The sequence below is a fragment of the Rhizobium sp. YTUHZ044 genome (assembly GCF_051123975.1).
In the GTDB taxonomy this organism is placed as follows: domain Bacteria; phylum Pseudomonadota; class Alphaproteobacteria; order Rhizobiales; family Rhizobiaceae; genus Rhizobium.
Genome location: NZ_CP101430.1, coordinates 22847 through 47092, shown reverse-complemented (window position 1 = coordinate 47092; position 24246 = coordinate 22847). Strand labels below are relative to the sequence as shown.

Genomic DNA, 24246 nt, shown 5'->3' with positions numbered 1-24246 from the left:
AATGGCTGAGCTCACTCTCAAACAGGTTCGCAAGAGCTTTGGCGCCCTTGAGGTCATCAAGGGCGTCGATCTGGAGGTTGCCTCCGGCGAGTTCGTCGTTTTCGTCGGCCCGTCGGGATGCGGGAAGTCGACGCTGCTGCGCATCATCGCCGGCCTGGAAGAGACGACCTCGGGCAGGCTGACCATCGGCGGCAAGGACGTGACCTATGCGGAACCTTCCGAGCGAGGCATCGCCATGGTGTTCCAGAGCTATGCGCTCTACCCGCATATGACGGTTGCCGAGAATATCGGCTTCGGACTTTCGCTCGCCCGCCGCCCTAAGGCTGAAATCGCCGAGAAGGTTGCGGCGGCGGCCGAAACGCTGCAGCTCACCCATCTCTTGCAGAGAAAGCCGAAAGCGCTTTCCGGCGGCCAGAGGCAGCGTGTCGCCATCGGCCGGGCCATCGTGCGCGATCCCAAGGTTTTCCTCTTCGACGAGCCGCTCTCCAATCTCGATGCTTCCCTGCGGGCACAGATGCGCCTGGAGATCTCGGAACTCCACGCCCGTCTGAAGTCGACGATGATCTATGTCACCCATGACCAGGTCGAGGCCATGACGATGGCCGACAAGATCGTCGTCCTCAACGGTGGCGCGGTCGAGCAGATCGGCAGCCCAATGGAGCTCTACCGCAATCCCGCGACACCCTTCGTCGCCGGCTTCATCGGCAGCCCGAAAATGAACCTCTATGGCGGCGAGACGGCACGGCGAATGAATTGCGCGACCTACGGCATCCGCCCGGAACATGTCAGGCTTTCGGAAGGCACCGGCCAGTGGCAAGGCAGAATCCGCCATGTGGAACGGCTCGGCGCCGACGCGATCCTTTATCTCGACGTCCCCGAACTCGGTGAAATGATCGTGCGCGCCGAAGGCGAAACGCCTTTCGGGCCTGGCATGACGGTCTGGGCAAACCCGCTGGAGGGAGCGGAACACCGGTTCTGAGTCCGGGTTAAAGCGCACATCGAGGATCAATCCTACCGACCGAAGATTCCGCGCCCTCACGGCAGTTTGTTTGAGAGAGCCGCCAGATCCTCTTTGAGCCGGACCGGCAGATTCATCCGTTCGTGAAGAATGCTCATGACACCAAGATCGCCGTTCTTAAGCTCGCGAAAGAACACGTAATGTTGTTCATAACGACCGAAATAGGCCAACCGCTTGATGTCTGTCGGAACTGCCAGACGTTGCGGAAGCTGTCGCCAGATCGACCGATCCTCGCACAAACGCTGCAAATAGGCGTGCAGCCCGAAAATGTAGGCATCCGCCTGCTTCTCCCCCCACGCCTCAATCGTGTCGCGCCAAATCTTGTCCTGCGCGTCGTCAGGGCGCGGATAAAATCGATAGGCTGCCATCAGGCTTATTGACGCTTGTTGCGGCGGATGACGTCTTCGGCCGAAACCGCGATGAATTCGCTGTCTTCAGCCCGCATCGCCGGCGCAAGCTCTCTTTGCAGCATGTCCCAGGCCTCATTACGGGACTGCAAGTCGCGGCGAATGAGCGCACGAATATACTCGCTGGCGTTTTCATAAAGGCCGTCATCGCCGATCTGCTGCTGGATATGATCCTGCAACTGCCCACTGACCTTCACATGAATGCTACCCGATGCCATCGGTATACCCTTCGTTTTGTCTATGATGGGTAGCGTGGCACATATTGTCAATATTCATCACGCACGCCTTCGTAGCTTTAATAACTGGTCGGGTTCAGCAGCGCTAAGGTCGAGCAGTAACCCTCACGTCGGGGCCGGATGCTTGACGGAAGACCGTTAGTTGCAAGCCCGTGACACTCGCTAACAACCATCCGGAGGGATGCCGGGCAACTTGCCTTTGTATCATTTAGTCTTTAAGGACGCCCCAATTTCGAAGGCGTAGAGGCTGAACCAGCATGTCACACAACCAGACCATACCCTCGGACCTCGCCGTGACGGCCGGCGATCTCGATCGCTATTTTACATTTCTCCGCCATGTTCTCGTGAATGCAGCCGCGTCGCGGCGGGGTGACGAAAGCCTCGATTATGCAACTGCGATGAGTGAGGCCATGCGGCTGGCCCGTGCTACCCATGATGCCGGCCGGAAGATCATCTTCATCGGTAACGGCGGCAGCGCCGCGATTGCCAGCCATATGGCGACGGACTATTCCAAAAATGGCGGACTCCGCGCCATGGCAATGAACGATGGCGCGACGCTGACATGCCTCTCGAACGACCTCGGCTATGAGAACGTATTCGCAAAGCAGATCGAAATGCATGCGAATGAAGGGGATCTGCTGGTCGCGATCAGCAGTTCAGGCAGATCGGAAAGCATCACCAAGGCCGTCCGCACCGCCCGCGAAAAAGGCGGCGCCGTTATCACCCTGAGCGGCTTCGCTCCAGGCAACCCGTTGCGTGCGCTCGGCGATTTGAACTTCTACGTCGCCTCCGATCAATATGGCTATGTGGAGATTGCCCATCTGGCGATCTGCCACGCCATATTGGATTTTTCCTGCGGCCTCGTCCCGCCCAGCCTTTCCTAAGAGCCTTATCACGCCCATGAATTTCCCCCACATCCACGATCCGGAACTGTCGCTCCTTACGCCGGACGACGACGTCACCGACCCGGAAGTCACCATTCTCGTCCCCTCGCTCAACGAGGAATTGACGATCGGAACCTTCGTCGACTGGTGCCGTCAAGGCATCGCGGCAAGTGGTGCGGCGGTCGAAATCCTGATCGTCGACAGTTCGACCGATCGCACGCCGGAAATCGCACGTGAGCGGGGCGCGCGCGTGTTGCGGACGCCGAAGCGCGGCTTGGGCAGAGCTTACATCGATGCCATTCCCTTCGTCCGCGGCAAGTTCATCATCATGGGCGATGCGGACTGCACCTATGATTTTCGCCAGATAGCGCCCTTCATCGAGGCATTCCGGAAGGGATCCGAATTTGTCATGGGCTCGCGGTTCAAAGGCTCGATCGAGGACAATGCGATGCCGCTGCTGCATCGCTATTTCGGAACGCCGCTGACGACGTGGATTCTCAATCGGATGTTCGGCAGCCGCTTTTCCGACATCCATTGCGGCATGCGGGGCATCAGTGTCGATGCGCTGCTTCGTATGGATCTCCGCTCGCAAGGGTGGGAATACGCCTCGGAAATGGTGCTGAAATCAGTCCATATGGAGCTTGCGACGACCGAGGTGCCGATTCACTTCCTGAAGGATCCGGAAGGACGGCTGAGTCACATGAAGCGCCGAGGCTGGATGGAGCCCTGGCGCGCCGGCTGGCGCAATCTGCAAGCGATGTTTGTCTACGGGTTCGATTTCTTTTTGATCTGGCCGGGCTTCCTGCTGCTGGCCCTCGGCTTGATCACCATGTTGCCGCTGCTCGCGGGACCTATGTCGATAGCAGGCGTGCGGTTCTCCTCGAATGCCATGCTGTTTGCGATGGCTCTGGCCGTCCTTGGTCAATCAATGCTGATTTCGGCAGCGATCGGTCGGGTGATCTTTGACTATTCGGGACATGTGCAGCCTCGCCTCGAGCGGCGCCTTCCCTACAATGCAACGATATGGGGATCGGTTATCGCCGTTCTGGCAGGCGTCTTGCTGGCGGTTCCGCTCTTCGATTCCTATGTCGGGAACGGCTACGTGCTGCCCGAGATCGGCATCGAGACCAACTGGGCCGTCTTCGGGCTGTGGCTTATCATCACGGCGTTCCAGATCTTTATATCAGGGCTCATGATACGAGCGCTCGGGGTCATGCTGCCCGTCAAGAAGCCTGCGCCGCCTCTCGCGGGATAAGAGCCACGAAAGGGCGATCATGATCCTAGGCTGGTGCACGGTTCTTTCCATAATATTATGGGGCCTCGTGATCGACAGAGGCATTGTTGCCCGGCTCAACCGACGTTGCGATCAGCCCTTTCGAGACGGCATCGATTTTCTGTTCAGCGGTATTCTGCCGGCTCTGGCGATCGCCGGCGGCGCGGCCACCATTCTTGGCGCGTTTCATGGATTGAGATGGGAAATCGTTCTTCCCATAGTGGCAGTCTCGATGATCTGGCGGCGGCGCGATCTCGTCGCTGTTCTTTGCGATCTGGCTTTGCTGTTTCGTAGAATCGCAACTGAATCGAAAAACGGAAATCCAATTCCGGCGCTTGCGGCCTTCACATGCATCATACTCTGCTATGTGTGGAGCGTGCTGTCCCTCTTCCCGTCAGCCGTTGCCGACGTGTGGGTTTTCCATATCCCGCTCGCCAACAGTATCATCGATCATGCCGGCTTTGTGTCGCCGCAGATCGATCATCCCTTCTACGGCAATATTCCCCTCTTCTTCAATCTGCTGTTTGCGCTCGTCATGATGGTCAGCGGTCACTGGACCGGCGCGGCCGCCATGAACATCGCAATTTTCTTCGGATTTCTGTTCCTGCTTTCAAGTTGCGCCAGTCGTTGGCGAGCATGCGGTTTTTTCCTGGTGGCAGCGCTGATCCTCAGCATCCCCTTCTTCAGGGGGAGTATCGGCGAACCGATGACGGACTTGGCCCGGTCGTGTTTCTCCGTCGCAGCCGTGCTTTTCCTGTGGCGTTATCTGGAGACCCGGCGGCCGGCGGAGCTCTTTCATTGTGCGCTCGTATTGGGAGGCGCAGTCGGAGGAAAATATACGGAACTGCAAATGGTCGGCCTCGTAGGGCTGGTATTGATACCGATGCTTCTCAAGGGAAGGATATCCCTGCCGCTCCTTCTGTCATGCCTTTGCGCATTCCTCGCGGTCGCCGGCTACTGGTATGCAAAAAACCTGATCGCCCTCGGCAATCCGATCTATCCCTTCATGTTCGGCCATCAGGGCCTCAGCGATGCCTGGATGGCGGATTACATGCTCGAATTGGGCAGGGCCTTCGATCCCGCCAACCGGCACTTTGTTACGAACCTCGCTACTTTGCAGGGTTGGCACGACTTCCTCTATATCCTTTACGACTGGTTTCTCGAAAATAAGCCAAATGCTTTCGTCGCTCTCGCTTTGATTCTGGCCGGTCTGGCAGTGGCTTTCCGGCGCATCGCCTTTCTCGCAGCGATGGTCCTTGCCATGTTCGTGATATGGTACACCGTTATGTTCAATCACATACGGTGGGCGACGCCAGCCTATCTGCTTTTCTTTTCGACCGGGTTTATCGGCGCCTCCCTGGTTCGGGAAAGATTGGATGCATGGCTCGACCGACGGGTCATGCCGCAGATGGCTCCACTGACAAAAATGGCCTCTTCGCCAGCAGGCATGGTCGCCAGCCCGATGATAATAGTCTTGCTGGCCGGCGGGCTCTGGATTGCCCACTGGCACCGAATGGGCGGTAGCGACATCGACCCCGTCAAGGCGAAAGACTTCGATGTGGTGCTCGGGATGATAAGCGTCGATAAATACTTGGAGAGCCATCGCGAAGCTTATTTCATGTACCGCTATATCGCAGATCACGACCTGCGAACCGTCTTTCAACCTTTCGATACGGCCAATATGTTATTGTCCACGGCTTATAACGACGGTCGTGACGGCGGCTGGCAATTGCCGCGCTACGTGCTGCCAGCGCCGGGTTCGGATATCGATGCTTTCATCAAAGACAATAAGATAGCTTACTTCATCGTTCCACCCGATGCCGATAGCGCGTTTCTCGCCGAACGCATCGGAGAAAACAAGATCGTGATGGCCAACAGCATCATAGCCCATATGATGCCTCGCTCCTCGCTGATATTGACGGATCGGTTCGGCTGGAAGCTCTATCGCTTTGAAGCGGATCGGGCATCGTGACTATACCATCCCTCCGCGCATTGCTTCGCATCGCCATCCCGGTTCTGAAAGTGGCCGTCGCGCTTGGCCTCGTCATATGGATCGCGCGTAAGGTCGATTTCGCAGAAGGGTGGGCTGCGATCCGGACCCTGTCGGTAACGATCATCTGGGCCAGCGTCTTCCTGCTTCTCTTGCAGGCCGTGCTTTCGGCATGGCGATGGTGCCTCCTGTCGGAAATGATAGGGCAAAGACTGAAACTGACCGGCGCCACGAAGCTCTTCATGCAGAGCCTCTTTTATAATCAAGCTCTTCCAAGTCCCATTCCAGGCGATGCCGCCCGCATATTCGGCGCCATCAAATATGGCCTGACGATAACGGAAGCGACACTGGGTGTGGTAATCGACCGTATCCTCACGCTTTTCGGGCTGGCGGTGGTTGCGCTGATCGGACTGATCATCATGCGCGGCTTTTACGGGCACGACTTCCCAATCCCCTATTTGGTCGAACTCACGGCCCTTGGCGTGGCGGGAACGATCGCATCGGCCCTGGTCTTCAGCTGGCGCCGGCATTTCTTCGTGCGGTTTCTTCCGGCAAAGCTGCACGCGCTGACCGAGGCGCTAGCAGCGTTTCTCGCCCACCGAAGAATGCTCGGGGTATTCCTGTTGACCCTCGTCATTCACGGATTGAGTGTCGTCTCGCTTGAAATCCTCGTTCTCGGTCTCGGTCTTCCGCTCGATTGGGGTCAGGCCGCAGCCGCTTTCCCGCCAGTCCTGTTGATCGCCATGGTTCCGATTTCCGTCGGAGGATGGGGGCTGCGCGAAGGCGGCATGATCGTTTCCCTTGCAGTGTTCGGCATCGGCACGACAGATGCCGCGACGCTGTCGGTGGTTTTCGGCCTGTTGCAGCTTGTGGTCGGCTTGGCCGGTGGTGTATTCGTCCTATCGCGTCCTCATTCGGGAAAGATCAAAGCGCTCTGAAGAGCCTTAACAGATCATATGGAGCTGCCGACATGCATGCCTTGGTAACAGGAGGGGCCGGTTTTATCGGCAGCCATCTCTGCGATCGTCTGTTGGATTCGGGTTATCGGGTAACCGCGATCGACAATCTTCATCTTGGCCGCATGCGCAACATCGATCATCTGCTGCAGCGATCGGATTTCCGCTTCCATGAGCTGGATATGCTCGATCGGGAAGGCATGGTTCGGCTCATTGGCGCGGATCGTCCCGACGCCGTTTTCCATCTCGCCGCCAACTCCGATATTGCCGCCGGCAATGCCAATGTCGAACTCGACCTCCAGCTGAACCAACTGACGACGACGACGCTGCTCGCCATCATGCGCAAGCATGAGATCGGCAAGCTTTTTTTCGCCAGCACCTCCGCCGTATTCGGTGAAGCCGAAGGCAACATTCACGAAAATCATGGCCCGCTGCGGCCGATTTCGCTCTATGGCGCCAGCAAGCTTGCCGCCGAAGCCTATTTGTCCGTCTACGCGCTGTCATTCGGCATCAAGACGCTCGTGCTGCGCTTTCCCAATGTCGTCGGGGAACGCTCCACCCACGGAGCCATCTATGACTTCATCAACAGACTGAAGGCTGATCCTGCGCGGCTCCAGGTGCTCGGCAACGGCATGCAGACAAAGCCCTATCTCTATGTCGGCGACCTGGTGGATGCCATTCTGCTTGCCTGGGAAAAGGCGCCCGGTGCCTATGAGGTATTTCATGCCAGCGGCATCGGTGAAACGTCTGTCCGGGATATCGCCGAGATCGTAGTCTCCAAGGTCGCATCCGGAGCCGCTATCGAATACGGCAGCGAAGACCGTGGTTGGCTGGGCGACGTGCCGCGCTTCAGCTACGACATAAGCCGACTTGTCGCGCTCGGCTGGACGCCGAAGCGGAAGTCCACCGAGGCTGTTGAACTCGCCGTCGAGCGGATCCTGGCGAATGGGTTCTGAGAACGCTATCTGCGAGGCTATCATTATCGCCGGAGGCCTCGGAACGCGCGCGCGCAGCATGACGGGCGATGTCATTCCGAAGGCTCTTCTGCCGCTTGCCGGCGTGCCGATCATTGTCAGGCAGATTCGTGTGCTCGCCCGCGAAGGCGTTCAGCATGTGCGTGTGCTTGGCGGCCACCTGGGCAGCCAGCTCGAGCCTGCCCTTGGACCGGAAGCCGAAAAGCTTGGCATTGCGATCGACGTCTTCGTTGAGAAGTCTCCGCTCGGTACGGCCGGTTGCTTGACGACTTTGGACACGATCGCCGATGACGTCCTTATCGTCTACGGTGACATGCTTTTCGATATCGATCTGTCGGCCCTTGCGCGTCATCGGCGGCAATTTCCCGCCGCGCTGACGATAATCGCCCATCCCAACGATCATCCTCGCACATCCGATATCGTCGTTCAGAAGAACGGCTATCTCCAGCGCCTGTTGCCCCGCAAGGCGCCACGTGACGCCGATTGGCGCAATCTGGTGCCGGCCGGTTTGTACGTGGCTTGCGGCCAGTTCTTCGACACTCTCCAGTCGGGGCAGCCGGCCGATATGATCCATGATGTGATCCCCGGCCTCCTCGAGCGATCCATACCCGTCGCAATTTATGATACGCCCGAATATATAAAGGATACCGGCTCTCCGAGCCGACATGCCGCCGCGGCTGAGGATATTCGCCATGATCGGGTTCATGCCGTCCATCTCTCGGTTCGAAGACCCGCTGTGTTTTTCGATTGCGACGGCGTGCTCAACGAAGATGTCGGCGGCCACGGAGTCATACGTCCAGACCAGGTGAAGCTGGTGAGCGGAGCCGGCGAAGCGGTGCGGCTCGCGCGCGAGGCCGGCTTCCTTGCGGTTGCCGTGACCAACCGGCCGCAGGTCGCCAAAGGCTTGCTGGACGAGACCGGCCTGGATCATGTTCTTGGTCGCCTGGAGGCCGAGCTTGCCGAAGACGGCGGCGTCCTGGACCGAATCTATTTTTGTCCGCACCATCCGGACAAGGGATTCCCTGACGAGGTCCCCGAACTCAAGATCGAATGCGCTTGCCGCAAACCGGGCGATCTGATGATCCGCCGGGCCATGTCGGAACTGCCGATCGAAAAATCGAAATCCGTCATTATCGGCGACAGCCTGCGCGACATAGGTGCGGGCCGCAAGGCGGGCATCTGGGCCTATGGTGTGCGGACCGGTTATGGACTGCGGGATGTGAAGAGCTATCCTGCCGCCGAAACCGAAATCCCGCGAGCCGACCTTGTCTTCGATACGGTCCATGACGCCGTTCGCTTTCAGTGCGGCTACCAGCATATCGGGAAAGCTCCAGCCAGAGCGATTGAGGAACGGCTTTCAGGTATGGCAGGGCCTCTGCTCGTCAGCATATGCGGTCGTTCCCGCTCCGGGAAAAGTACGTTTGCGCATGCCGTTCAACGCATCCTCTCGGAAGCAGGGCGCAGGGTGCTGAGGCTGGAACTCGACCGCTGGATATTGCCGCTCGAACATCGCAGCCCGGATATGAGCGCGGAAGAGCGCAGCAGGGTAGAGCTCTATCCCGAAATCGTCAGCGTGCTGCGCCGAGCGGGACGGGTCGAAGCACCCGGCTACGACGCGGCCAGCCGTGCCCAGCTGAGGGGTACTGCCATCTATGATGCGCGAGATGCCGAGGTCATCCTGCTGGACGGCATCTTTGCCGGCCATGCGTCGATCCGCGAAGAGGTCGATATAGCCGTCTTCGTCGAAGCGTCGCAGCAGACTCTGCTGAACCGCTTTCACACATTCTATGCCTGGAAAGGCCTCACGCCGCTTGCCGCCGAAGGGCTCTGGCAGTCGCGAATTCAAGAAGAGTGGCCGAGGATCGATCTGCAGCGCACATCGGCCGATATCGTCATCAATCTCGAGGAGACAACCCTTTGATCGTTTCATCCGCACCTTTTCGGGTCAGCTTCGCCGGCGGCGGCTCGGACATCGCGTCCTATTACCGTCGGCAAGCCGGAGCGGTCTTGTCCTGCGCGATAGCCAAGTACAGCTTCGTCATCGTGCATAACTATTTCAACGAAAACAAATACCATTTGAAATACACGCGCACCGAACTGGCTGACACCCTTGAAGAGGTCGCGCATCCGCTGCTGCGCGAAGCCCTGCGTATGCATCAGGTCGAGCCGGGCATCGAAGTCGCTTCCGTCGCCGACATTCCCTCCGGGACTGGGCTGGGGTCATCCAGCTCCTTTTCCGTGGCGCTGATCAACGCGCTTTATGCCCACAGGTCGCGTTTTGCTTCCAAGGATCAGTTGGCGGAAGAAGCCTGCAGACTCGAAATCGACATCCTGAAGGAGCCGATCGGCAAACAGGACCAGTACGCAGCCGCCCATGGCGGCTTGAATTTCATCGAATTCAATTCCAACGGCAGCGTCAACGTGCAGCCCGTCGTGCTCAGCGCCAACAAGATGGCGGAGCTCGAGAGCAATATCCTCCTGTTTTTCACCGGAAGCCAGCGCGACACGCGCTCTGTGCTGTCGACGCAGGTGCAGGCCATGGAGACGAACGAAGAAAAGTTCCGGACGGTCGAGAGCATGGTGCAGCTGGCTTACGAAATGCGCGACATCCTGATGGCTGGCGACCTCGGCGCCTTTGGCGAAGCGCTGCATCGCGGATGGATGATGAAGCGATCGCTGACGTCACAGATCACCAATAGCGCCATTGACGAGTTTTACGAGGCGGCACGCGCTGCCGGCGCGATCGGCGGCAAGCTCGCAGGCGCCGGCGGAGGCGGCTTCCTCGTTCTCTATTGCCCCAGAGATCGCCAGGCAAAAGTCCGGCACGCGCTGTCGCAGCTCAAGGAAATCGAGTTTCGTTTTGACTGGAGCGGCGCGCGTATCGCCTTCGCACAATAGAGGACGTGAATGGCACCGCGTCTCATCATCACGGGATCAACCGGCTATATCGGTGCAAGACTTGCCGCGCTGGCGCGTGAGCGCGGCTTCGAGGTGGTCGAGCTCGGCCGGCGCTCCGAAGCAAAGTGGCGCATCGGCGATGAGCCCGCCGCGTCCGATCTGAAGGGGGGGGCTGCCGTCGTTCATCTCGCGCATTCCTGGGCCACCGGGCCGGAGACGGCCGAGGAAAACAACATCAATATCTCGGGCACCGTAAAATTGGCGGAAGCGGCAAAGGCAGCCGGAGTGCTACGCTTCGTCTTTGCCTCCTCCACCTCGTCCAGGCAGGAAGCGCTGAACGTCTACGGCCGCACCAAGTACAGAATTGAACAGCATTTGGCGGCCAGCTTCGCGGCACCGATCGTTCGGATCGCGCGAATAGGGCTTGTTTACGGCGGCCCGCGCGCGGCGATGTACGGTCTCATGGCGAAATTATCGGCCTTAAGTCCGCTTCTGCCGATGATTGGGCTTAGCCGGAAGGTTCAGCCCATTCATCTCGACGAAGTCGCAGCGGGCTTGTTGACGCTGGCGACAGACGAAAGCCAGCTGCCGCAAACATTCGTGCTCGCTCAGGAGAAGCCGATAAGCTTTGCCGCCTGGCTGCGCATTCTTCGCCGCAGCCAAGGCAAAGGGAATCTGCATTTCATCCCGATCCCCCTCACTGCGGCCCTGCTTGCCTGTCGCATGACGAAGCTTCTGCCGCTGATCCCGACGGTCGATCCGGAGCGCGTCCTGGGGCTCGCGGGGGCCGCTCCTATGGAAAGCGGCGAGAGCCTCAGGCTGCTGAAGTTGAACTTGGCTGATCCATTGGTGGTGCTTTCCGCGGAGTTCGGCCAGAAGAGTGGAGAACCGTCGCGAAACGAGGCCGAGGCGCTGCTGCACTATCTCGGCGCCGCACCCACCGAAGCGCAGGTGCAGCGCCTCTCTGAAGGGCTTCGGCGCGAGGGACTGGCGCCGCTCGGTCTCTCCCCGACGCTGATCAGGCATCCGCGTCTGCTGTCGCTCTTTGAACCACCCGCCAATCAGACGCAGCATCGCCTCGCAAGAGCGCTTTACCTCGCCGATCTCGCGAGCGAGCCGGAACGGCAGCGGCGCAAAAAGGCCGGCTTCTTCAAGGCAATCCTGACCATATCAAGCGATGTCCTGCTGCTTCCGCTCCGCGCTCTTTTCGCCGGGAGATATCGATGAAAGGGGCCGATGCCGACTTCATCATCATCGGCAGCGGCCCTGCTGGTGTTTCCGCCGCGTTTCCGCTTATAGCGGCCGGCCGCCGTGTTCTGATGCTGGATGCAGGCAATGATCTCGGATCGCAGGAGGAAAGCCGCAGTGTGCGCATCCTTGGAAGCGATCTCGAATCCCTGCGCGTGGACGATGGCAGCTCGCCAAAACTGCAGACGCCGGTGTCGCGTGGAATTGTCGAACGGTTTCGACGCGATTCCGGCATAGCGGGCGCCGGCTTCATGCCCATCGGCAGCCTCGCCCGCGGCGGCCTCTCCAATATCTGGGGCGCGCAGATCAGCTATCTCGACGCCGAGGACATTGCCGATTGGCCGATAGACATTGCTTCCCTTCAAAGATCCTACGAGCGCATATCCCAACGCATCGGGATCAGCAGGAATGCCGATTTTACGGAAAGCGCCAACGAGCAGTCCGTCCTGCCGCTCGGGGCGACGGCCGCCCATATTCTTCAGAGACACAAGGTCGCGAAGCCGGTGGACGGATCGTTTCGGCTTTTTCCTGCCGTCAATGCCATGCTTTCGCAGGCGAGACCCGGGCGGGCGGCATGCGACCTGCGCGGCGACTGTCTCTATGGTTGCCCGAGCGGGGCGATATATAACAGCAGGCAAGATCTCCTTCTGTTGCGGAAATCCCCGCATTTTCGTTTGCTCGACAACATGCGGGCCGTCTCGTTGGCCCGCAACGCGGGCTGGACGGTCGGAACGGCCGACGGCTTGTCGTTTTCCGCTCCGAGGATCATTCTTGCCGCAGGGGTGCTTGGAACGGCCGCCCTGCTGGCCGACCATCTTCCGCTTGAGGAACAGGGACTGCGCCTCTTGAACAGTCCCACGCTGGCCATTCCCCTGCTCTCCCCCGCGAGATTGCTGCGCTCGTCAACGCCGACGCACAGCCTGGCGCAGCTCGGATTATCGCTGCGCTACGGCGGGGGCACATCCGATTATGTGACGGGAGCGATCTATGAGGTGGGCTCCCTGCCGGCACAAAGCTTCATCAACAGGATGCCGCTCGGCCGGAAGGCCGGACGTGCAGCGTTCGAGACGATCGCCGGAAGCCTGCTCGTCGCCACGATTTATTATCCTGGCGATCAAAGCCGCAGCTATATCCACCGAGATGCAACGACAGGAAGGAGTTTGATCATCCGGGGCGGCTTCGCGGACGGCTTTGAGATTCGTGCCGAAGCTTTGAAAAAGGCGCTTCGTCGCGAATGGAAACGATTGGGATTGATTCAGCTGCCGGGCGCATCGCTGGCAGAGCCGGGTGTCGACGCGCATTTCGCCGGCACCTTACCGATGGGTGCCTCCGGTCCGTCCGGCACCTCTGCCGACGGCGAGTTGAACCTCCATCCCGGTCTTCACATCGTCGACGGCTCGATTATTCCGGATCTGTCATCGAAATATATCACGATGACGATTATGGCCAATGCCGATCGCATCGCCCATCGTCTTGCCGAAACAGAAGCAAAGCCGGCACTCTGAATCCATTCGGCTCATCAAGCTCTCAGCTGCGGCAACGCATCTCCGGCCATTGACAGAAGCGGCTCGTAATCGGCTTCGGAAAGCACCGAGATATCAATGAGACCCAGAGCCGCACGCATGGCGGCCAGCGACGGATCCTTGATGGCGGCACGCAGTGCATTACGCAGGAGCTCGACCCTCTCCTCCGGTGCATCGCCCGAGGTGATGAACGGCAGGCCGGGACCCTTGGGTGTTTCGGCGATGATGCGAACCTGCCTCAGATCGTCGGGATCGAACCGGCCTATATTGGCATAGGTGATGCAATCGATGGCCGCGCTGTCTGCCCGGCCTTCAGCCACGGCGGCGATGCTGCCGCCGTGGCTGCCGGTTTCGATGATCCGACCAAAGAAGCGGCCGCCCCGGGCAAGCGGAGCGATTGCGGCGCGAAACAGATTGCTGCCGGAATTGCTGTCGAGACTGTTGATCGCGGCGGTGGTGCCGCGCAAATCCTCCAGCGACCGAAGCGGAGAATCCTTTCGGACGATGATGAAGCTGCGCATCAGCGCGCCGTCGCAGCCGGGATGTCCGTAGACAGGTGTCGCCACCAGGCGGACCCTGCCACGCAGGCGCCTGGCAAAAGGATAACCGCATGTCTGGGACAGGAGCAGATCCGGCCGTAGCCAGGCCTCGTCATAGCCAACCGTCCGGTCAAGCTTTTCCGGCACATCCTGAAGGCCGGCGTTCGAGAGGTAGTCTCGGAGGAACGACCACAGCTCGGCCGTCGCATGCGCGAGCGGCTCTGATGTGACATACATGGCGATGCTGACGAGCCCCGTTCCGGTGCTTTCCGCGGGAAGCGCAAGCATCGGCCCGCTCAGGCGATGCCGCCCAGACACACATATTTGAGTTCGGTATATTCGTCCAAACCGTGGCTTGACCCCTCGCGGCCGAGACCCGACATCTTGACGCCGCCGAATGGCGCTTCCGCCGTCGAGACGAGACCGGTATTGACGCCGACCATCCCATATTCCAACGCTTCGGCGACGCGAAATACTCGCGACAGGTCGCGGGCGTAAAAATAGGAAGCAAGGCCGAACTCGGTATCGTTTGCCTGTTCGATGACATCCTCTTCGTCGCGGAAACGGAAAAGCGGGGCAAGCGGCCCGAAGGTTTCCTCGCGTGCGACCTGCATGCCGGCATCGACGTCACGCAGGATCGTCGGTTCGAAGAAGTGGCCACCAAGCGCGTGGCGCTTGCCGCCCGAAACGATGCCGGCGCCCTTTGCAACGGCGTCCTGAATATGGCTTTCGACCTTGGCGACGGCGTTGTCGTCGATGAGCGGGCCAAGCACGACGTCACGTTCCAGACCGTTGCCGACCTTCAATGCCGAAACGGCCGCGGCGAGCTTTACGGCAAATGCCTCGTAGACGCCGTCCTGGACGTAAAGCCGGTTGGCGCAGACGCAGGTCTGGCCGTTGTTGCGGAACTTGGCGATGATTGCGCCTTCGACCGCAGCGTCGAGATCGGCGTCGTCGAAGACGATGAAGGGCGCATTGCCGCCGAGCTCGAGACCGAGTTTCTTGATCGTCGGCGCGCATTGCCGGTAAAGCAGTTCGCCCGTCCGGGTGGAACCGGTGAATGTCAGGACCCGGACGTCGCGGCTTGCGGTCATCGCCCCGCCGATTGCGGCGGCGTCACCCGTGACGATATTGAGAAGCCCCGCCGGCAAGCCGGCGCGCTCTGCGAGAACGGCAATCGCGATTGCGGAGAACGGCGTCTGCAGCGCCGGCTTGAGAACGACGGCGCAGCCGGCGGCAAGGGCGGGGCCGATCTTGCGGGTGATCATCGCGTTCGGGAAATTCCAGGGCGTGATCGCCGCGACCACGCCGGCCGGCTGCCGCAGGACGAGGAGGCGTTTGTCGGGCTGGTGTCCCGGTATGGTCTCACCGTTGATGCGTCTTGCCTCTTCGGCAAACCATTCGATGAAACTCGCGCCATAGGTGATCTCCCCCTTGGCCTCAGCGAGCGGCTTTCCCTGCTCCAGCGTCAGGATCATCGCCAGATCATCGCGGTTTTCGATCATCAGGCGGTGCCATGTTTTGAGAACAGCGGCGCGTTCGCCGGCGGTCTTCTTGGCCCAAAGCTTCTGGGCGACGACGGCTGCCCGGATAGCGTCTTCCGTTTCCGCCGCACCGAAGTCAGGGACCGCGCCCAGCACCTCACCTGTCGCCGGATTGCGGACCATGGCCGCCCGGCGCCCCTCCGCTTCGATCCAGCGATCGGCGATGGGGCAGGCCTGACGGAACAGCGAGGGATCATTGAGCTTCATGGGACAACTTTCAGCAGAATACGTGAGCGGCGCCGGGATCGAAATCCAGATGGACTATATCTCCACGATTGAGCCCGGCAATAGCCTCATGACCGAACGGCAAGCGAACCGAAAGCGCCTCGCCTGTCGTCGTCTCTGTGGAGACGTGGATATTGTTGCCAAGAAAGGTGATGTCGCTGACAGTTGCGGCAAGGCCTGCGCCGGCGGCTCTTGCGCGCGACAGCCGAATGCGCTCCGGTCTCAGCATCAGCGCCGCCCTTGCGCCGGAGGTGCCTTTGCCATGCACCGGGATTTGATTGAAGATGGTTCCGCCTCCGAGCGCAATGGTGGCCTGTCCATCGGAGGAGGACACCAGGTCGCATGAAATGAAGTCGCTATCGCCGATGAATTCGGCGACGAAGCGGGTCTTGGGATTGGTGTAAAGTTCGGGGCCAGTCCCGATCTGGTCGATGACGCCCTTCGAAAAGACAGCGATGCGATCGGAGAGCCGCAGCGCTTCCTCCTGGTCGTGCGTGACATAAAGGATCGTCACTTCCGTCTGCTGGTGGATGCGGCGGATCTCGTGCTGGATCTCCTCGCGCAGCTTCTTGTCGAGCGCCGACAGCGGCTCGTCCATCAGCAGCACCGGCGGATCATAGGCAAGCGCCCTGGCAAGGGCGACACGCTGCTGCTGGCCGCCGGACATCTGCGCGGGCTTGCGATCCTCGAAGCCTTCGAGTCGGACGAGGCGCAGCATTTCCTTCACCTTCAAGTCGATCTCGGCCTTCGAGTTGCGCCGGACTTTCAGCGGAAAGGCGATGTTCTCGCCCACTGTCAAATGTGGAAACAGCGTGTAGCGCTGGAACACCATGCCGATATTGCGCTTGTGCGACGGTGTGGCGAGCAAGGTCTTGCCCTCGAGCGTAATGTCGCCCTTGGTCGGGTTTTCGAAGCCTGCCAGGATGTAGAGTGTCGTGCTCTTGCCGGAGCCGGACGGTCCGAGAAAGGTCAGGAACTCCCCGCGCCGGACGTCGAGATTGACGTCGTGGACGGCGACGACAGGGCCGTATTCCTTGCGTATGCCGCGGATCTGAAGGAATGGTTCGTTCATTGTTTCAGTACCTTACGCACGACGGCAACCAGCGCCATCAAGATGATCGTCAACAGGATGAGAAGGGTCGAGGCTGCTGCGACGACGGGTGTCAGATCCTGTCGCAGCGTCGCCCAGACCTTCACGGGCAGTGTCTGCAGAGTCGGACTGGACATGAAGATCGCCACCACCACCTCATCCCAGGATGTCAGGAACGAGAAGACGGCGGCCGAAAACAGCCCATGGCTGATCGCGGGAAGCGTGACCCTGATCTTTGCTTCGAGCGGCGCGGCACCGCAGAGCACCGCCGCATCCTCGATCGATTTGTCAAAACCCTCCAGCGCACTCGATATGGACAGGATCGAGAAGGGCAGCGCGAGCACGAGGTGCGAAATGACGAAGCCCGTCAAGGTGCCGCCAAGGCCGATCCTCAAGAAGAAGGCGTAGAGAGCAACCGCGAGAACCACGACCGGAAGGATCATCGGCGTAAGGAACAGCGCCTTCAGCGCATCGCGGAACAGGAACGAACCGCGCACCAGTCCGAAGGACGTTACAAGCCCGAGCAGCACCGACAAAACCGTCACAATGACCGCGATCTTGAAGCTCGTCAAAGCCGATTCCAGCCACCGCGGGTCGGCGAAGAGCTCGCTATACCACTGAAATGTCCAGCCCGGCGGCGGAAAGATCAACCATTGCGACGAGCCGAAGGACAGCGCCGCGATAAAGACGATCGGCAGCAGCAGGAAAGCCGCGGTCAGAAGCGTGATCGCCAGGAGGAGATATTTCCACCAGCCAAGACGGTCGAAATTGAGCAACATATCAACGCCCTCCCGGGTTCTGGCTGCCGAAGAACCGCAGCTGCGCGGCATAGAGCGACAGTGTCACCACGAGCAGCACCAGCGCCGCCGCACCGCCCATTCCCCAGTTGACCAGCGACTGCACGAACTGCGCGATCAGCTCCGCGAGCATCATGTTGGCGGTACCGCCGAGGAGCGAAGGCGTAACGAAATAGCCGAGCGACATCACGAAGACCATGAGGGCGCCGGCCGCCATGCCGGGCATCGCCAAGGGCAGCAGAACGCGGGTCAGGCACTGCCAGCGGTTGGCGCCGCAAAGGGCTGCCGCCTGCAGGGTCGACGGGTCGATTTTCTTGATCACACCGTAGAGCGGAAGGATGATGAAAGGCAGCATGATATAGGTCATGCCGATCGTCACGCCTGTGAGATTGTTGACGAGTGCGAGCGGCTGGTCGACCAGGCCCATTCCCATCAGCATCTTGTTGATCAGGCCGGTCCGCTGCAACAGCACCATCCAGGCATAGGTGCGAGCCAGCAGATTGGTCCACATCGACAAGAGCAGGATCGCAAAGATCACCGACGTCAGGCGACCGGGCATGATCGCCAGCGCCCAGGCGACGGGAAAACCGATCAAAAGCGAAATGACCGTGACGAAACCGGAGACGATGAACGTATTTGCGAAAATCTTGAGATAGGTCGCCGACCCGATCAGTTGCGCATAATTGCCCAGACCCGGGACGGGTTCCAATACGCTTCGCAGCAGCAGGACCACCACCGGAACCACGAAAAAGATTCCCACGAAGGCCAGAGCCGGAACGACCCCGCCAAAACCTGTTGCCCTGCGCGCCTTCGGCAGAGGCATAATCGCGCCAGAGGCATCGCTATATGTCGACATGACAGTCCTTCCCACCCGTCAGTTTCCGCTGGCGGCGAGGTCCGATGACCGGCGCCGACGCTGCGGGAGGCACGGCGAACAATCGCCGTGCCCGTTGCTATGCCATTCCAGCTTATTTCGCCTGCCAGGCGTACCACTTCTCGCCGATGGCATCGCGATTATCGGCCCAGTAATTCATATCGGCATTGACCTGGCTTGCGGTCTGTTGGTCCGGCAGGGTCTTGGCGGTTTCAGGATCCATCAGCTTGGCCGACTCGACATTGATCGGCGCATATCCCGTGGCCTTTGCCAAGGCGGCCTGCGGTTCGGCGGAGGTCGCCAGCGCGATGAATTTCATCGCAGCCTCGGCATTCGGCGCGCCCTTCGGCACGACGAGCGCATCCGCAGCGGTGATGTTCTGCTCCCAGGAGGTCTCCACCTTGATGCCGGTCGCCGCAAGCGCCGTCATGCGGCCGTTCCAGACACTGCCGAAGGGCGCCTCTGCGGAGGCCAGGAGTTGCTGCGACTGGGCGCCGCCCGACCACCAGATGATATCGGACTTGATCGTATCGAGCTTCTTGAAGGCACGGTCGAGATCGAGCGGATAAAGCTTGTCCGCAGGCACGCCGTCGGCAAGCAGCGCGGCTTCGATCACACCCGGCGCCGACCACTTGTAGAAGGTGCGCTTTCCCGGGAATTTCGCCGTGTCGAACAGGTCGGCCCATGTCTTCGGGCAGGGTTTGACCGCATCGGCATTGCAGCCTATGACGAAGGAATAATAGAAGCTGCCGACCGAATAATCGGTGACGAAACGCGGATCGAGCTTGGATTTGTCGATAACGGAGAAGTCGAGCTTCTCGAGCTGGCCGTTCTTGCCGGCCTGGGCGGCATAATCGCCTTCGACATCGACGACATCCCAGTTAACTTCGCCGGCCTCGACCATCGCCTTGAGTTTACCGTAATCCGTCGGCCCGTCCTGCACGACGGTGATGCCGGTTTTTTCGGTGAAGGGGCTTGCCCAAGCGGCCTTCTGTGCGTCCTGGGTCGTTCCCCCCCAGCTCGAGAAAACCAGGCTGTCGGCCTTGGCCGGGGCGGAGACCGCCACGAATGCGGCAACCGCCGCAAAAGCAAATGTTGTTTTCATGTTCCCTTATCCCTGTTCTGGTTTGTCCTACGGGTATGCCTTATGCCGTCAGTGCGCCTCGCCCCTGGGAGAAAAGCTTGCTGGCTTCATAATCTTGTTTTCCGCCACCTCGATGAGATCGCGGATCTTGGGCAGGAAGGCCTGCCAGCGGGGATCGGCCAGAAGCCGTTGGCGTCTCGCCTCCCGGTCGTCCAGGCTTGTAAACGCCCAGATGTGAACGATTTCGTTGATCGTCCCGATCTCCGAAAAGAAATAGCCGACGAGCCGGCCGAGATGGCTCTTCTGGATTTCGATCCCCTCTTCCTCGACGACCTTGAGATATTGCGGGATCGCGCCGTTCTTCAGCCGATAGGTGCGGATCTCGTAAAACATCGGCGTCACCTCATCACGAAAGGATCGGGGATCGGATCGTCGGACGTCCTCAACCAGATCGTCTTGGTGCGGGTATAATCGAGGGCTGCGGCCATGCCGCCTTCCCGGCCGTGGCCCGACAGGCCGAAGCCCCCGAAGGGCGCAATCGGCGATACGGCGCGGTAGGTATTGACCCAGACGATGCCGGCGCGGATGTCCTTCATCAGCCGGTGCGCCCGGGTGAGGTTCTGGGTGAAGAGGCCGGAGGCCAGGCCGTAGCGGGTGTCGTTGGCAAGCCGCAGCGCCTCTGCCTCGGTCTCGAACGAGACGACGGAGAGGACCGGGCCGAAAAATTCCTCGATCAGCGAGGGCGAAGCGACATCATCGCAATCGAGAATCGTCGGGGCGAAGTAAAAGCCTTCACCATCGATCTTGCGTCCGCCGGTGACAAGACGGGCGCCGCTTTCGACCGACTTGGTAACGAGTGCACCGATATTGTCCTGCTGGCGCCGGGTGGCAAGCGGGCCGACCTCCGTCGTCATGTCGAGCGGCGGCCCGATCCGGATCGCCTCAGCCTTCTCCCGCAGCAGCGCGACGAATCTGTCCTTGATGTTGCGTTCGACGATGAGGCGCGATCCGGCAACGCAGCTCTGGCCTGTCGCCGCGAAGATGCCTGCGACCTGGGCATTGGCGGCACTTTCGAGATCGGCGTCGGCGAAGACGATGAAGGGCGATTTGCCGCCGAGTTCAAGCGAGGTGGAGGCGAGGTTTTCGGCCGAGTTGCGAACGACGTGCCGGGCGGTCTCGGGACCGCCGGTAAAGGCGACGTGGGCGACCTTCGGGTGACGGCCGAGTGCCGCACCGCAGGAGGCGCCGAAACCGGTGATGATGTTGACGACGCCGGCGGGAAAGCCAGCTTCGTGCACGAGGCGGGCAAATTCGAGAAGCGGCGCCGGCCCGTCTTCCGAGGCCTTCACAACCATCGTGCAGCCGGCAGCGAGCGCCGGTCCGATCTTGACAGCCGACAGGAAGAGCTGGCTGTTCCACGGCACGACCATGGCAACGACGCCGATCGGCTCGCGGCGAAGCCAGACATCCATGTCGGGCTTGTCGATCGGCAGGTAGGAACCCTCGATCTTGTCTGATACGCCGGCGTAGTAGCGATAATATTCGGCGACATAGGCGATCTGCGCGGATGTTTCGCGGATGATCTTGCCGGTGTCGCGTGTTTCCAGTTCCGCGAGGACCTGCGCATTGGCGGCAACGAGGTCGGCGAGCTTATAGAGCAGCTTGCCGCGCTGCGTGGCCGTCATCTTCGCCCAGGGGCCTTCGTAGAGCGCCCTCTCGGCAGCGTTCACCGCCCGATCGACATCGCCCTCGCGCGCTTCGGGCATTTCAGCCCAGACCGCACCGGTGGCCGGATCGATGCTCGGATAGCTCGCTTCGCCATCCGAGAATTCGCCGTCGATATAATGCTGGAAACGCCGCATGGCCCTACTCCTGAAATGCCGGCATGACCTCGGCGATGAAGCGTTCGAGCGACGCCTTCTTGCGCTCGAAACTCATGCCGGTGTCGATCCAGAAGGAATATTCGTCGTAGCCGAGGGCTTCATAGGCCTTGAGTCTGCTGATGACGGTCTCGGCGTCGCCAACGACATTGTTGATGCGCATGACCTGATCCGACAGCATGGCGTTCGCTCGGATCTGCTCGTCCGGGATCCGTTCGATCAGGCCTTGGGTCACCGGCTTCTCATTCTTGAACCAGGCGAAGAAGTAGTTGTAGTAGACGCTCAGTTCATGGGCCGCCTGGGCGACGTCTTCTTCCGAAGAGCCGACATAGGTGTGGCGCAGCAGCATGATCTTCGGCCGCTCGACATGGGGATTCTTGGCGCAGGCATCGTTGAAGCGGTCCATCAGCGACTGAACCTCGTCGTCACCCTGCCAGAGCGGCGTGACCTGAACGTTGCAGCCGTTGGCGACGGCAAATTCGTGCGAATTCGGATCGCGCGCCGCCACCCAGATCGGCGGGTTCGGCTGCTGCAGCGGCTTCGGCGCCGACGTGGTCGCGGGGAACTTGAAGAACTCCCCGTCATGGGCGTAGTCACCGGCCCATATGCCCTTGACCGCCGGGATGAGCTCGCGCATGCGCTGGCCGGCACCCCAGGCGTCGAGACCCGGCAGCAACCGCTCGTATTCGAAGGAATAGGCGCCGCGCGCAATGCCGATATCGAGCCTGCCGTCGCAGATGATGTCGGTCATGGCTGCCTCGCCGGCAAGCTTGATCGGATGCCAGAAGGGGGCGATTACCGTCCCCGTCCCGAGCCTTGCCCGCGACGTGCGGCGTGCAAGATCGGCAATGGTCACGAAGGGGTTGGGCGCGATGGTGAAATCCATGCCATGGTGCTCACCCGTCCAGATCGCATGCATGCCGCCCTTGTCGGCGATCTCACAGAGCGCGACGAATTCGTCGTAGAGGCTCTTATGGCTCTGGCTGGCGTCGAGCCGTTCCATATGGACGAAGAGGGAGAACTTCATGCTTTTGCGCCCTTGGCTGGAATGGGATGAACTTTGCCGCCGGTCTCGTCGCCGAAATAGACGCCGAAATTGCCGATCGAGCTTTCCATGGCAAAACGGTTGACGATATCGGCGGTCGAGCTGGTCTTGAACTTTACGGCAGCCAGTGCGTCCGGCTTTACGAACCTGCCGCTCGCCGGCTCCCCATCGCCTGCGACAGCGTGGTAGACGATATGCTGCTTGCCATCGCTCTTGCCTTCGTAAACCGAATAGAGAAAGCCGATGCTGACCTTCAGCCCGGTGAGAGCCTCCAGATATTTTTCCAGCGCCTCGGTCGGGTTGCCGTCATGGGCATCGATGCTCGGGAGAGCGAGCACGTCGTCGCCGAGGAGCAAAACCTCGCCGCGGCGTTCGACGACGGCTGCAAGTTCGATATTGCCTTCGGCCGCGGCGGAAACCGCCTTGCTTGCGAGCGTCGGCGTGAAGTAGCCGCCACGGGCATAACCGAGACCGTTGCGGCCGCTATTGTCGAAGGATTCGATGCGTCCCATCAGAATGACGTGGTCGCCAGCCTCGATGACCTCTTCCATCGCGCATTCGAACCAAGCGGCGACGTTCGAGAAGATCGGGCAACCCGCCGATCCCTTGTCCCATTCGACCGCCGCAAACCTGTCTTCAACAGGACGCGCAAAAGTGTTCGACACGTCCTTCTGCGTTTCCGACAGCACATTGATCGCGAAATGCTGCGCGCCGGTCATGGTGGCAAAATTGCGCGAGGTCTTGGCAAGGCAGACGAGAAGCAAGGGCGGGTTGAGGGAGACTGAGGTGAATGAATTCGCCGTGAAGCCGATCGGATTCCCCTCCCCGTCGCAGGCGGTGACGACGGTCACGCCGGTCGGAAAAGCCCCGAATGCATCTCGCAATGCTCGTGGATCGACAGTCTGGATTGTCATCGTTCATCCTCCCCGAACGATAGCCACTCGGCGAGCAGCGAATTGACGATATCAGGCGCGGTCAGGTTCACCATGTGACGATGACCTTTGACGATGCGAGCCCAGCCCTTGGGTGCAAGCGCCGCCATCTGCGATGCCATCAGAGGCGTCGAGTTGGGATCATCCGATCCCGTCAGAAACAAGGCCGGACCGCGGACGTCTTTCCAGCGATCGGCATAGGTCTCGTCGCCTCCGGCGAAGGCGGCGTAAGCGACGGCATAGCCTTCCGGATCGACGAGGTTCAGCCACTCCCGCGTCAATTCGCGCGCAATGAGGCTGTCCGGCTCGTCGCCGAACCAGCGCGCCAGCGGGCCTTCCTTGTCGACGCCCGTCACCGGAATGGCGGCAGCCCGCGCAAGGACGGCCGCCTTCGCTTCCGGATCGCGCCTGTAGACGCCGTTGAGGTAAGCGACACGGCCGATTCGCTCGCCCAAGGTCGCCGCCGCCCCGCCGGAGATCAACGCCCCCATAGAATGTCCGGCGACACTCGCCGTGTCGATCGCCATCTCGTCGAGAAAACGCCCGAGCCAGGCGACGAATTCCTCGAGGCGGCTGCCCGCCGGCAGCTTCGCGCTCTCGCCGTGTCCCGGCATGTCGACAGCGATGACGCGATGGCCAGCCGACAGAAAGGCGATCTGCGGCGCCCAAGCCTCGAGCCGCATGCCGACGCCATGGATCAGAACTAGTGGTTCCCCGCTGCCGGCCTCGTGATAGGCTGTTCCGCTTGCCGTCCTCTTTCGAGGCAAGGCACCAGCGGCGCTCGTTGCTGCAGCGGTGCCTTTGGTCGATCCGGCTGTCAGCATCTGAG

The 24246-nt window shown here is 60.5% G+C and carries 23 protein-coding genes; 10 read left to right on the top strand and 13 right to left on the bottom strand.

Going from position 1 to position 24246, the window contains the following annotated elements; genetic code table 11:
* The first annotated feature begins 1 nt into the window (after nucleotide 1).
* On the top strand, nucleotides 2-979 hold the full coding sequence (locus NL154_RS29665) for an ABC transporter ATP-binding protein (protein ID WP_210633254.1): 978 nt from the start codon (nucleotides 2-4) through the stop codon (nucleotides 977-979).
* Nucleotides 980-1035: 56 nt separating this feature from the next.
* Here the strand turns inward: NL154_RS29665 and NL154_RS29660 are convergent, their stop codons facing one another.
* Together NL154_RS29660 and NL154_RS29655 are read right to left on the bottom strand one after the other, a co-directional pair.
* The gene (locus NL154_RS29660) at nucleotides 1036-1386 is read right to left on the bottom strand and encodes a type II toxin-antitoxin system RelE/ParE family toxin (RefSeq protein WP_210633253.1); all 351 of its coding nucleotides are present in this window, start codon (nucleotides 1384-1386) and stop codon (nucleotides 1036-1038) included.
* 5 nt (nucleotides 1387-1391) lie between these two features.
* Nucleotides 1392-1643 carry a ribbon-helix-helix domain-containing protein gene (locus NL154_RS29655; protein ID WP_210633251.1) on the bottom strand — a complete coding sequence of 84 codons (252 nt, stop codon included), beginning with the start codon at nucleotides 1641-1643 and terminating at the stop codon, nucleotides 1392-1394.
* Between the two features lie 275 nt (nucleotides 1644-1918).
* Between NL154_RS29655 and NL154_RS29650 the strand changes: the two genes are divergently transcribed.
* From NL154_RS29650 to NL154_RS29610, 9 genes are read left to right on the top strand one after another with little or no spacing between them, the layout of a single operon-like run.
* Nucleotides 1919-2545, top strand: coding sequence for an SIS domain-containing protein (locus NL154_RS29650; protein WP_210633246.1), 627 nt, complete (start codon nucleotides 1919-1921; stop codon nucleotides 2543-2545).
* Nucleotides 2546-2561: 16 nt separating this feature from the next.
* Nucleotides 2562-3800, top strand: a complete 1239-nt coding sequence (locus NL154_RS29645) for a glycosyltransferase family 2 protein (protein WP_221147204.1) — start codon at nucleotides 2562-2564, stop codon at nucleotides 3798-3800.
* A 19-nt stretch (nucleotides 3801-3819) separates the two neighbouring features.
* Nucleotides 3820-5790 carry a hypothetical protein gene (locus tag NL154_RS29640; RefSeq protein WP_434734606.1) on the top strand — a complete coding sequence of 657 codons (1971 nt, stop codon included), beginning with the start codon at nucleotides 3820-3822 and terminating at the stop codon, nucleotides 5788-5790.
* Nucleotides 5787-6746: a lysylphosphatidylglycerol synthase transmembrane domain-containing protein gene (locus NL154_RS29635; RefSeq protein WP_210633241.1), complete on the top strand. Its 960-nt coding sequence runs from the start codon at nucleotides 5787-5789 to the stop codon at nucleotides 6744-6746. Before NL154_RS29640 ends, NL154_RS29635 begins: the two co-directional genes overlap by 4 nt.
* Before the next feature lie 32 nt (nucleotides 6747-6778).
* Nucleotides 6779-7720 carry an NAD-dependent epimerase/dehydratase family protein gene (locus tag NL154_RS29630; RefSeq protein WP_434734605.1) on the top strand — a complete coding sequence of 314 codons (942 nt, stop codon included), beginning with the start codon at nucleotides 6779-6781 and terminating at the stop codon, nucleotides 7718-7720.
* The gene (locus NL154_RS29625; RefSeq protein ID WP_221155737.1) at nucleotides 7710-9659 is read left to right on the top strand and encodes an HAD-IIIA family hydrolase; all 1950 of its coding nucleotides are present in this window, start codon (nucleotides 7710-7712) and stop codon (nucleotides 9657-9659) included. Before NL154_RS29630 ends, NL154_RS29625 begins: the two co-directional genes overlap by 11 nt.
* Complete coding sequence (locus tag NL154_RS29620) at nucleotides 9656-10636, top strand: GHMP family kinase ATP-binding protein (RefSeq protein WP_434734604.1); 981 nt, start codon at nucleotides 9656-9658, stop codon at nucleotides 10634-10636. The genes NL154_RS29625 and NL154_RS29620 overlap by 4 nt, the downstream gene beginning before the upstream one ends.
* 9 nt (nucleotides 10637-10645) lie before the next feature.
* A complete protein-coding gene (locus tag NL154_RS29615; RefSeq protein WP_434734603.1) occupies nucleotides 10646-11863 on the top strand; it encodes an NAD-dependent epimerase/dehydratase family protein in 1218 nt (405 codons plus the stop codon).
* On the top strand, nucleotides 11860-13389 hold the full coding sequence (locus NL154_RS29610; RefSeq protein WP_434734602.1) for an FAD-dependent oxidoreductase: 1530 nt from the start codon (nucleotides 11860-11862) through the stop codon (nucleotides 13387-13389). The genes NL154_RS29615 and NL154_RS29610 overlap by 4 nt, the downstream gene beginning before the upstream one ends.
* Before the next feature lie 14 nt (nucleotides 13390-13403).
* Here the strand turns inward: NL154_RS29610 and NL154_RS29605 are convergent, their stop codons facing one another.
* From NL154_RS29605 to NL154_RS29555, 11 genes are all read right to left on the bottom strand, one after another.
* On the bottom strand, nucleotides 13404-14234 hold the full coding sequence (locus tag NL154_RS29605) for a phosphate/phosphite/phosphonate ABC transporter substrate-binding protein (RefSeq protein ID WP_221147209.1): 831 nt from the start codon (nucleotides 14232-14234) through the stop codon (nucleotides 13404-13406).
* 8 nt (nucleotides 14235-14242) lie between these two features.
* Nucleotides 14243-15697 (bottom strand): NAD-dependent succinate-semialdehyde dehydrogenase, encoded by a 1455-nt coding sequence (locus NL154_RS29600; protein WP_221155735.1) that lies wholly within the window; start codon nucleotides 15695-15697, stop codon nucleotides 14243-14245.
* Nucleotides 15698-15707: 10 nt separating this feature from the next.
* Nucleotides 15708-16787: an ABC transporter ATP-binding protein gene (locus NL154_RS29595; protein ID WP_434734601.1), complete on the bottom strand. Its 1080-nt coding sequence runs from the start codon at nucleotides 16785-16787 to the stop codon at nucleotides 15708-15710.
* Nucleotides 16784-17584: an ABC transporter permease gene (locus NL154_RS29590; protein ID WP_210633232.1), complete on the bottom strand. Its 801-nt coding sequence runs from the start codon at nucleotides 17582-17584 to the stop codon at nucleotides 16784-16786. The genes NL154_RS29595 and NL154_RS29590 overlap by 4 nt, the downstream gene beginning before the upstream one ends.
* 1 nt (nucleotide 17585) lies before the next feature.
* Nucleotides 17586-18458 carry an ABC transporter permease gene (locus NL154_RS29585; RefSeq protein ID WP_210633231.1) on the bottom strand — a complete coding sequence of 291 codons (873 nt, stop codon included), beginning with the start codon at nucleotides 18456-18458 and terminating at the stop codon, nucleotides 17586-17588.
* Between the two features lie 112 nt (nucleotides 18459-18570).
* Nucleotides 18571-19581, bottom strand: a complete 1011-nt coding sequence (locus NL154_RS29580; protein WP_434734600.1) for an ABC transporter substrate-binding protein — start codon at nucleotides 19579-19581, stop codon at nucleotides 18571-18573.
* 48 nt (nucleotides 19582-19629) lie between these two features.
* Entirely contained in the window at nucleotides 19630-19953 is a 324-nt protein-coding gene (locus NL154_RS29575) for an NIPSNAP family protein (RefSeq protein ID WP_210633229.1), read from the bottom strand.
* A gap of 5 nt (nucleotides 19954-19958) precedes the next feature.
* On the bottom strand, nucleotides 19959-21422 hold the full coding sequence (locus NL154_RS29570; RefSeq protein WP_221147214.1) for an aldehyde dehydrogenase: 1464 nt from the start codon (nucleotides 21420-21422) through the stop codon (nucleotides 19959-19961).
* Nucleotides 21423-21426: 4 nt separating this feature from the next.
* Nucleotides 21427-22467, bottom strand: coding sequence for an LLM class flavin-dependent oxidoreductase (locus tag NL154_RS29565; protein ID WP_221158185.1), 1041 nt, complete (start codon nucleotides 22465-22467; stop codon nucleotides 21427-21429).
* Nucleotides 22464-23399 (bottom strand): flavin reductase family protein, encoded by a 936-nt coding sequence (locus tag NL154_RS29560; RefSeq protein ID WP_221164458.1) that lies wholly within the window; start codon nucleotides 23397-23399, stop codon nucleotides 22464-22466. The genes NL154_RS29565 and NL154_RS29560 overlap by 4 nt, the downstream gene beginning before the upstream one ends.
* Nucleotides 23396-24241 (bottom strand): alpha/beta fold hydrolase, encoded by an 846-nt coding sequence (locus NL154_RS29555; protein ID WP_434734599.1) that lies wholly within the window; start codon nucleotides 24239-24241, stop codon nucleotides 23396-23398. Before NL154_RS29555 ends, NL154_RS29560 begins: the two co-directional genes overlap by 4 nt.
* Nucleotides 24242-24246 lie beyond the last annotated feature (5 nt).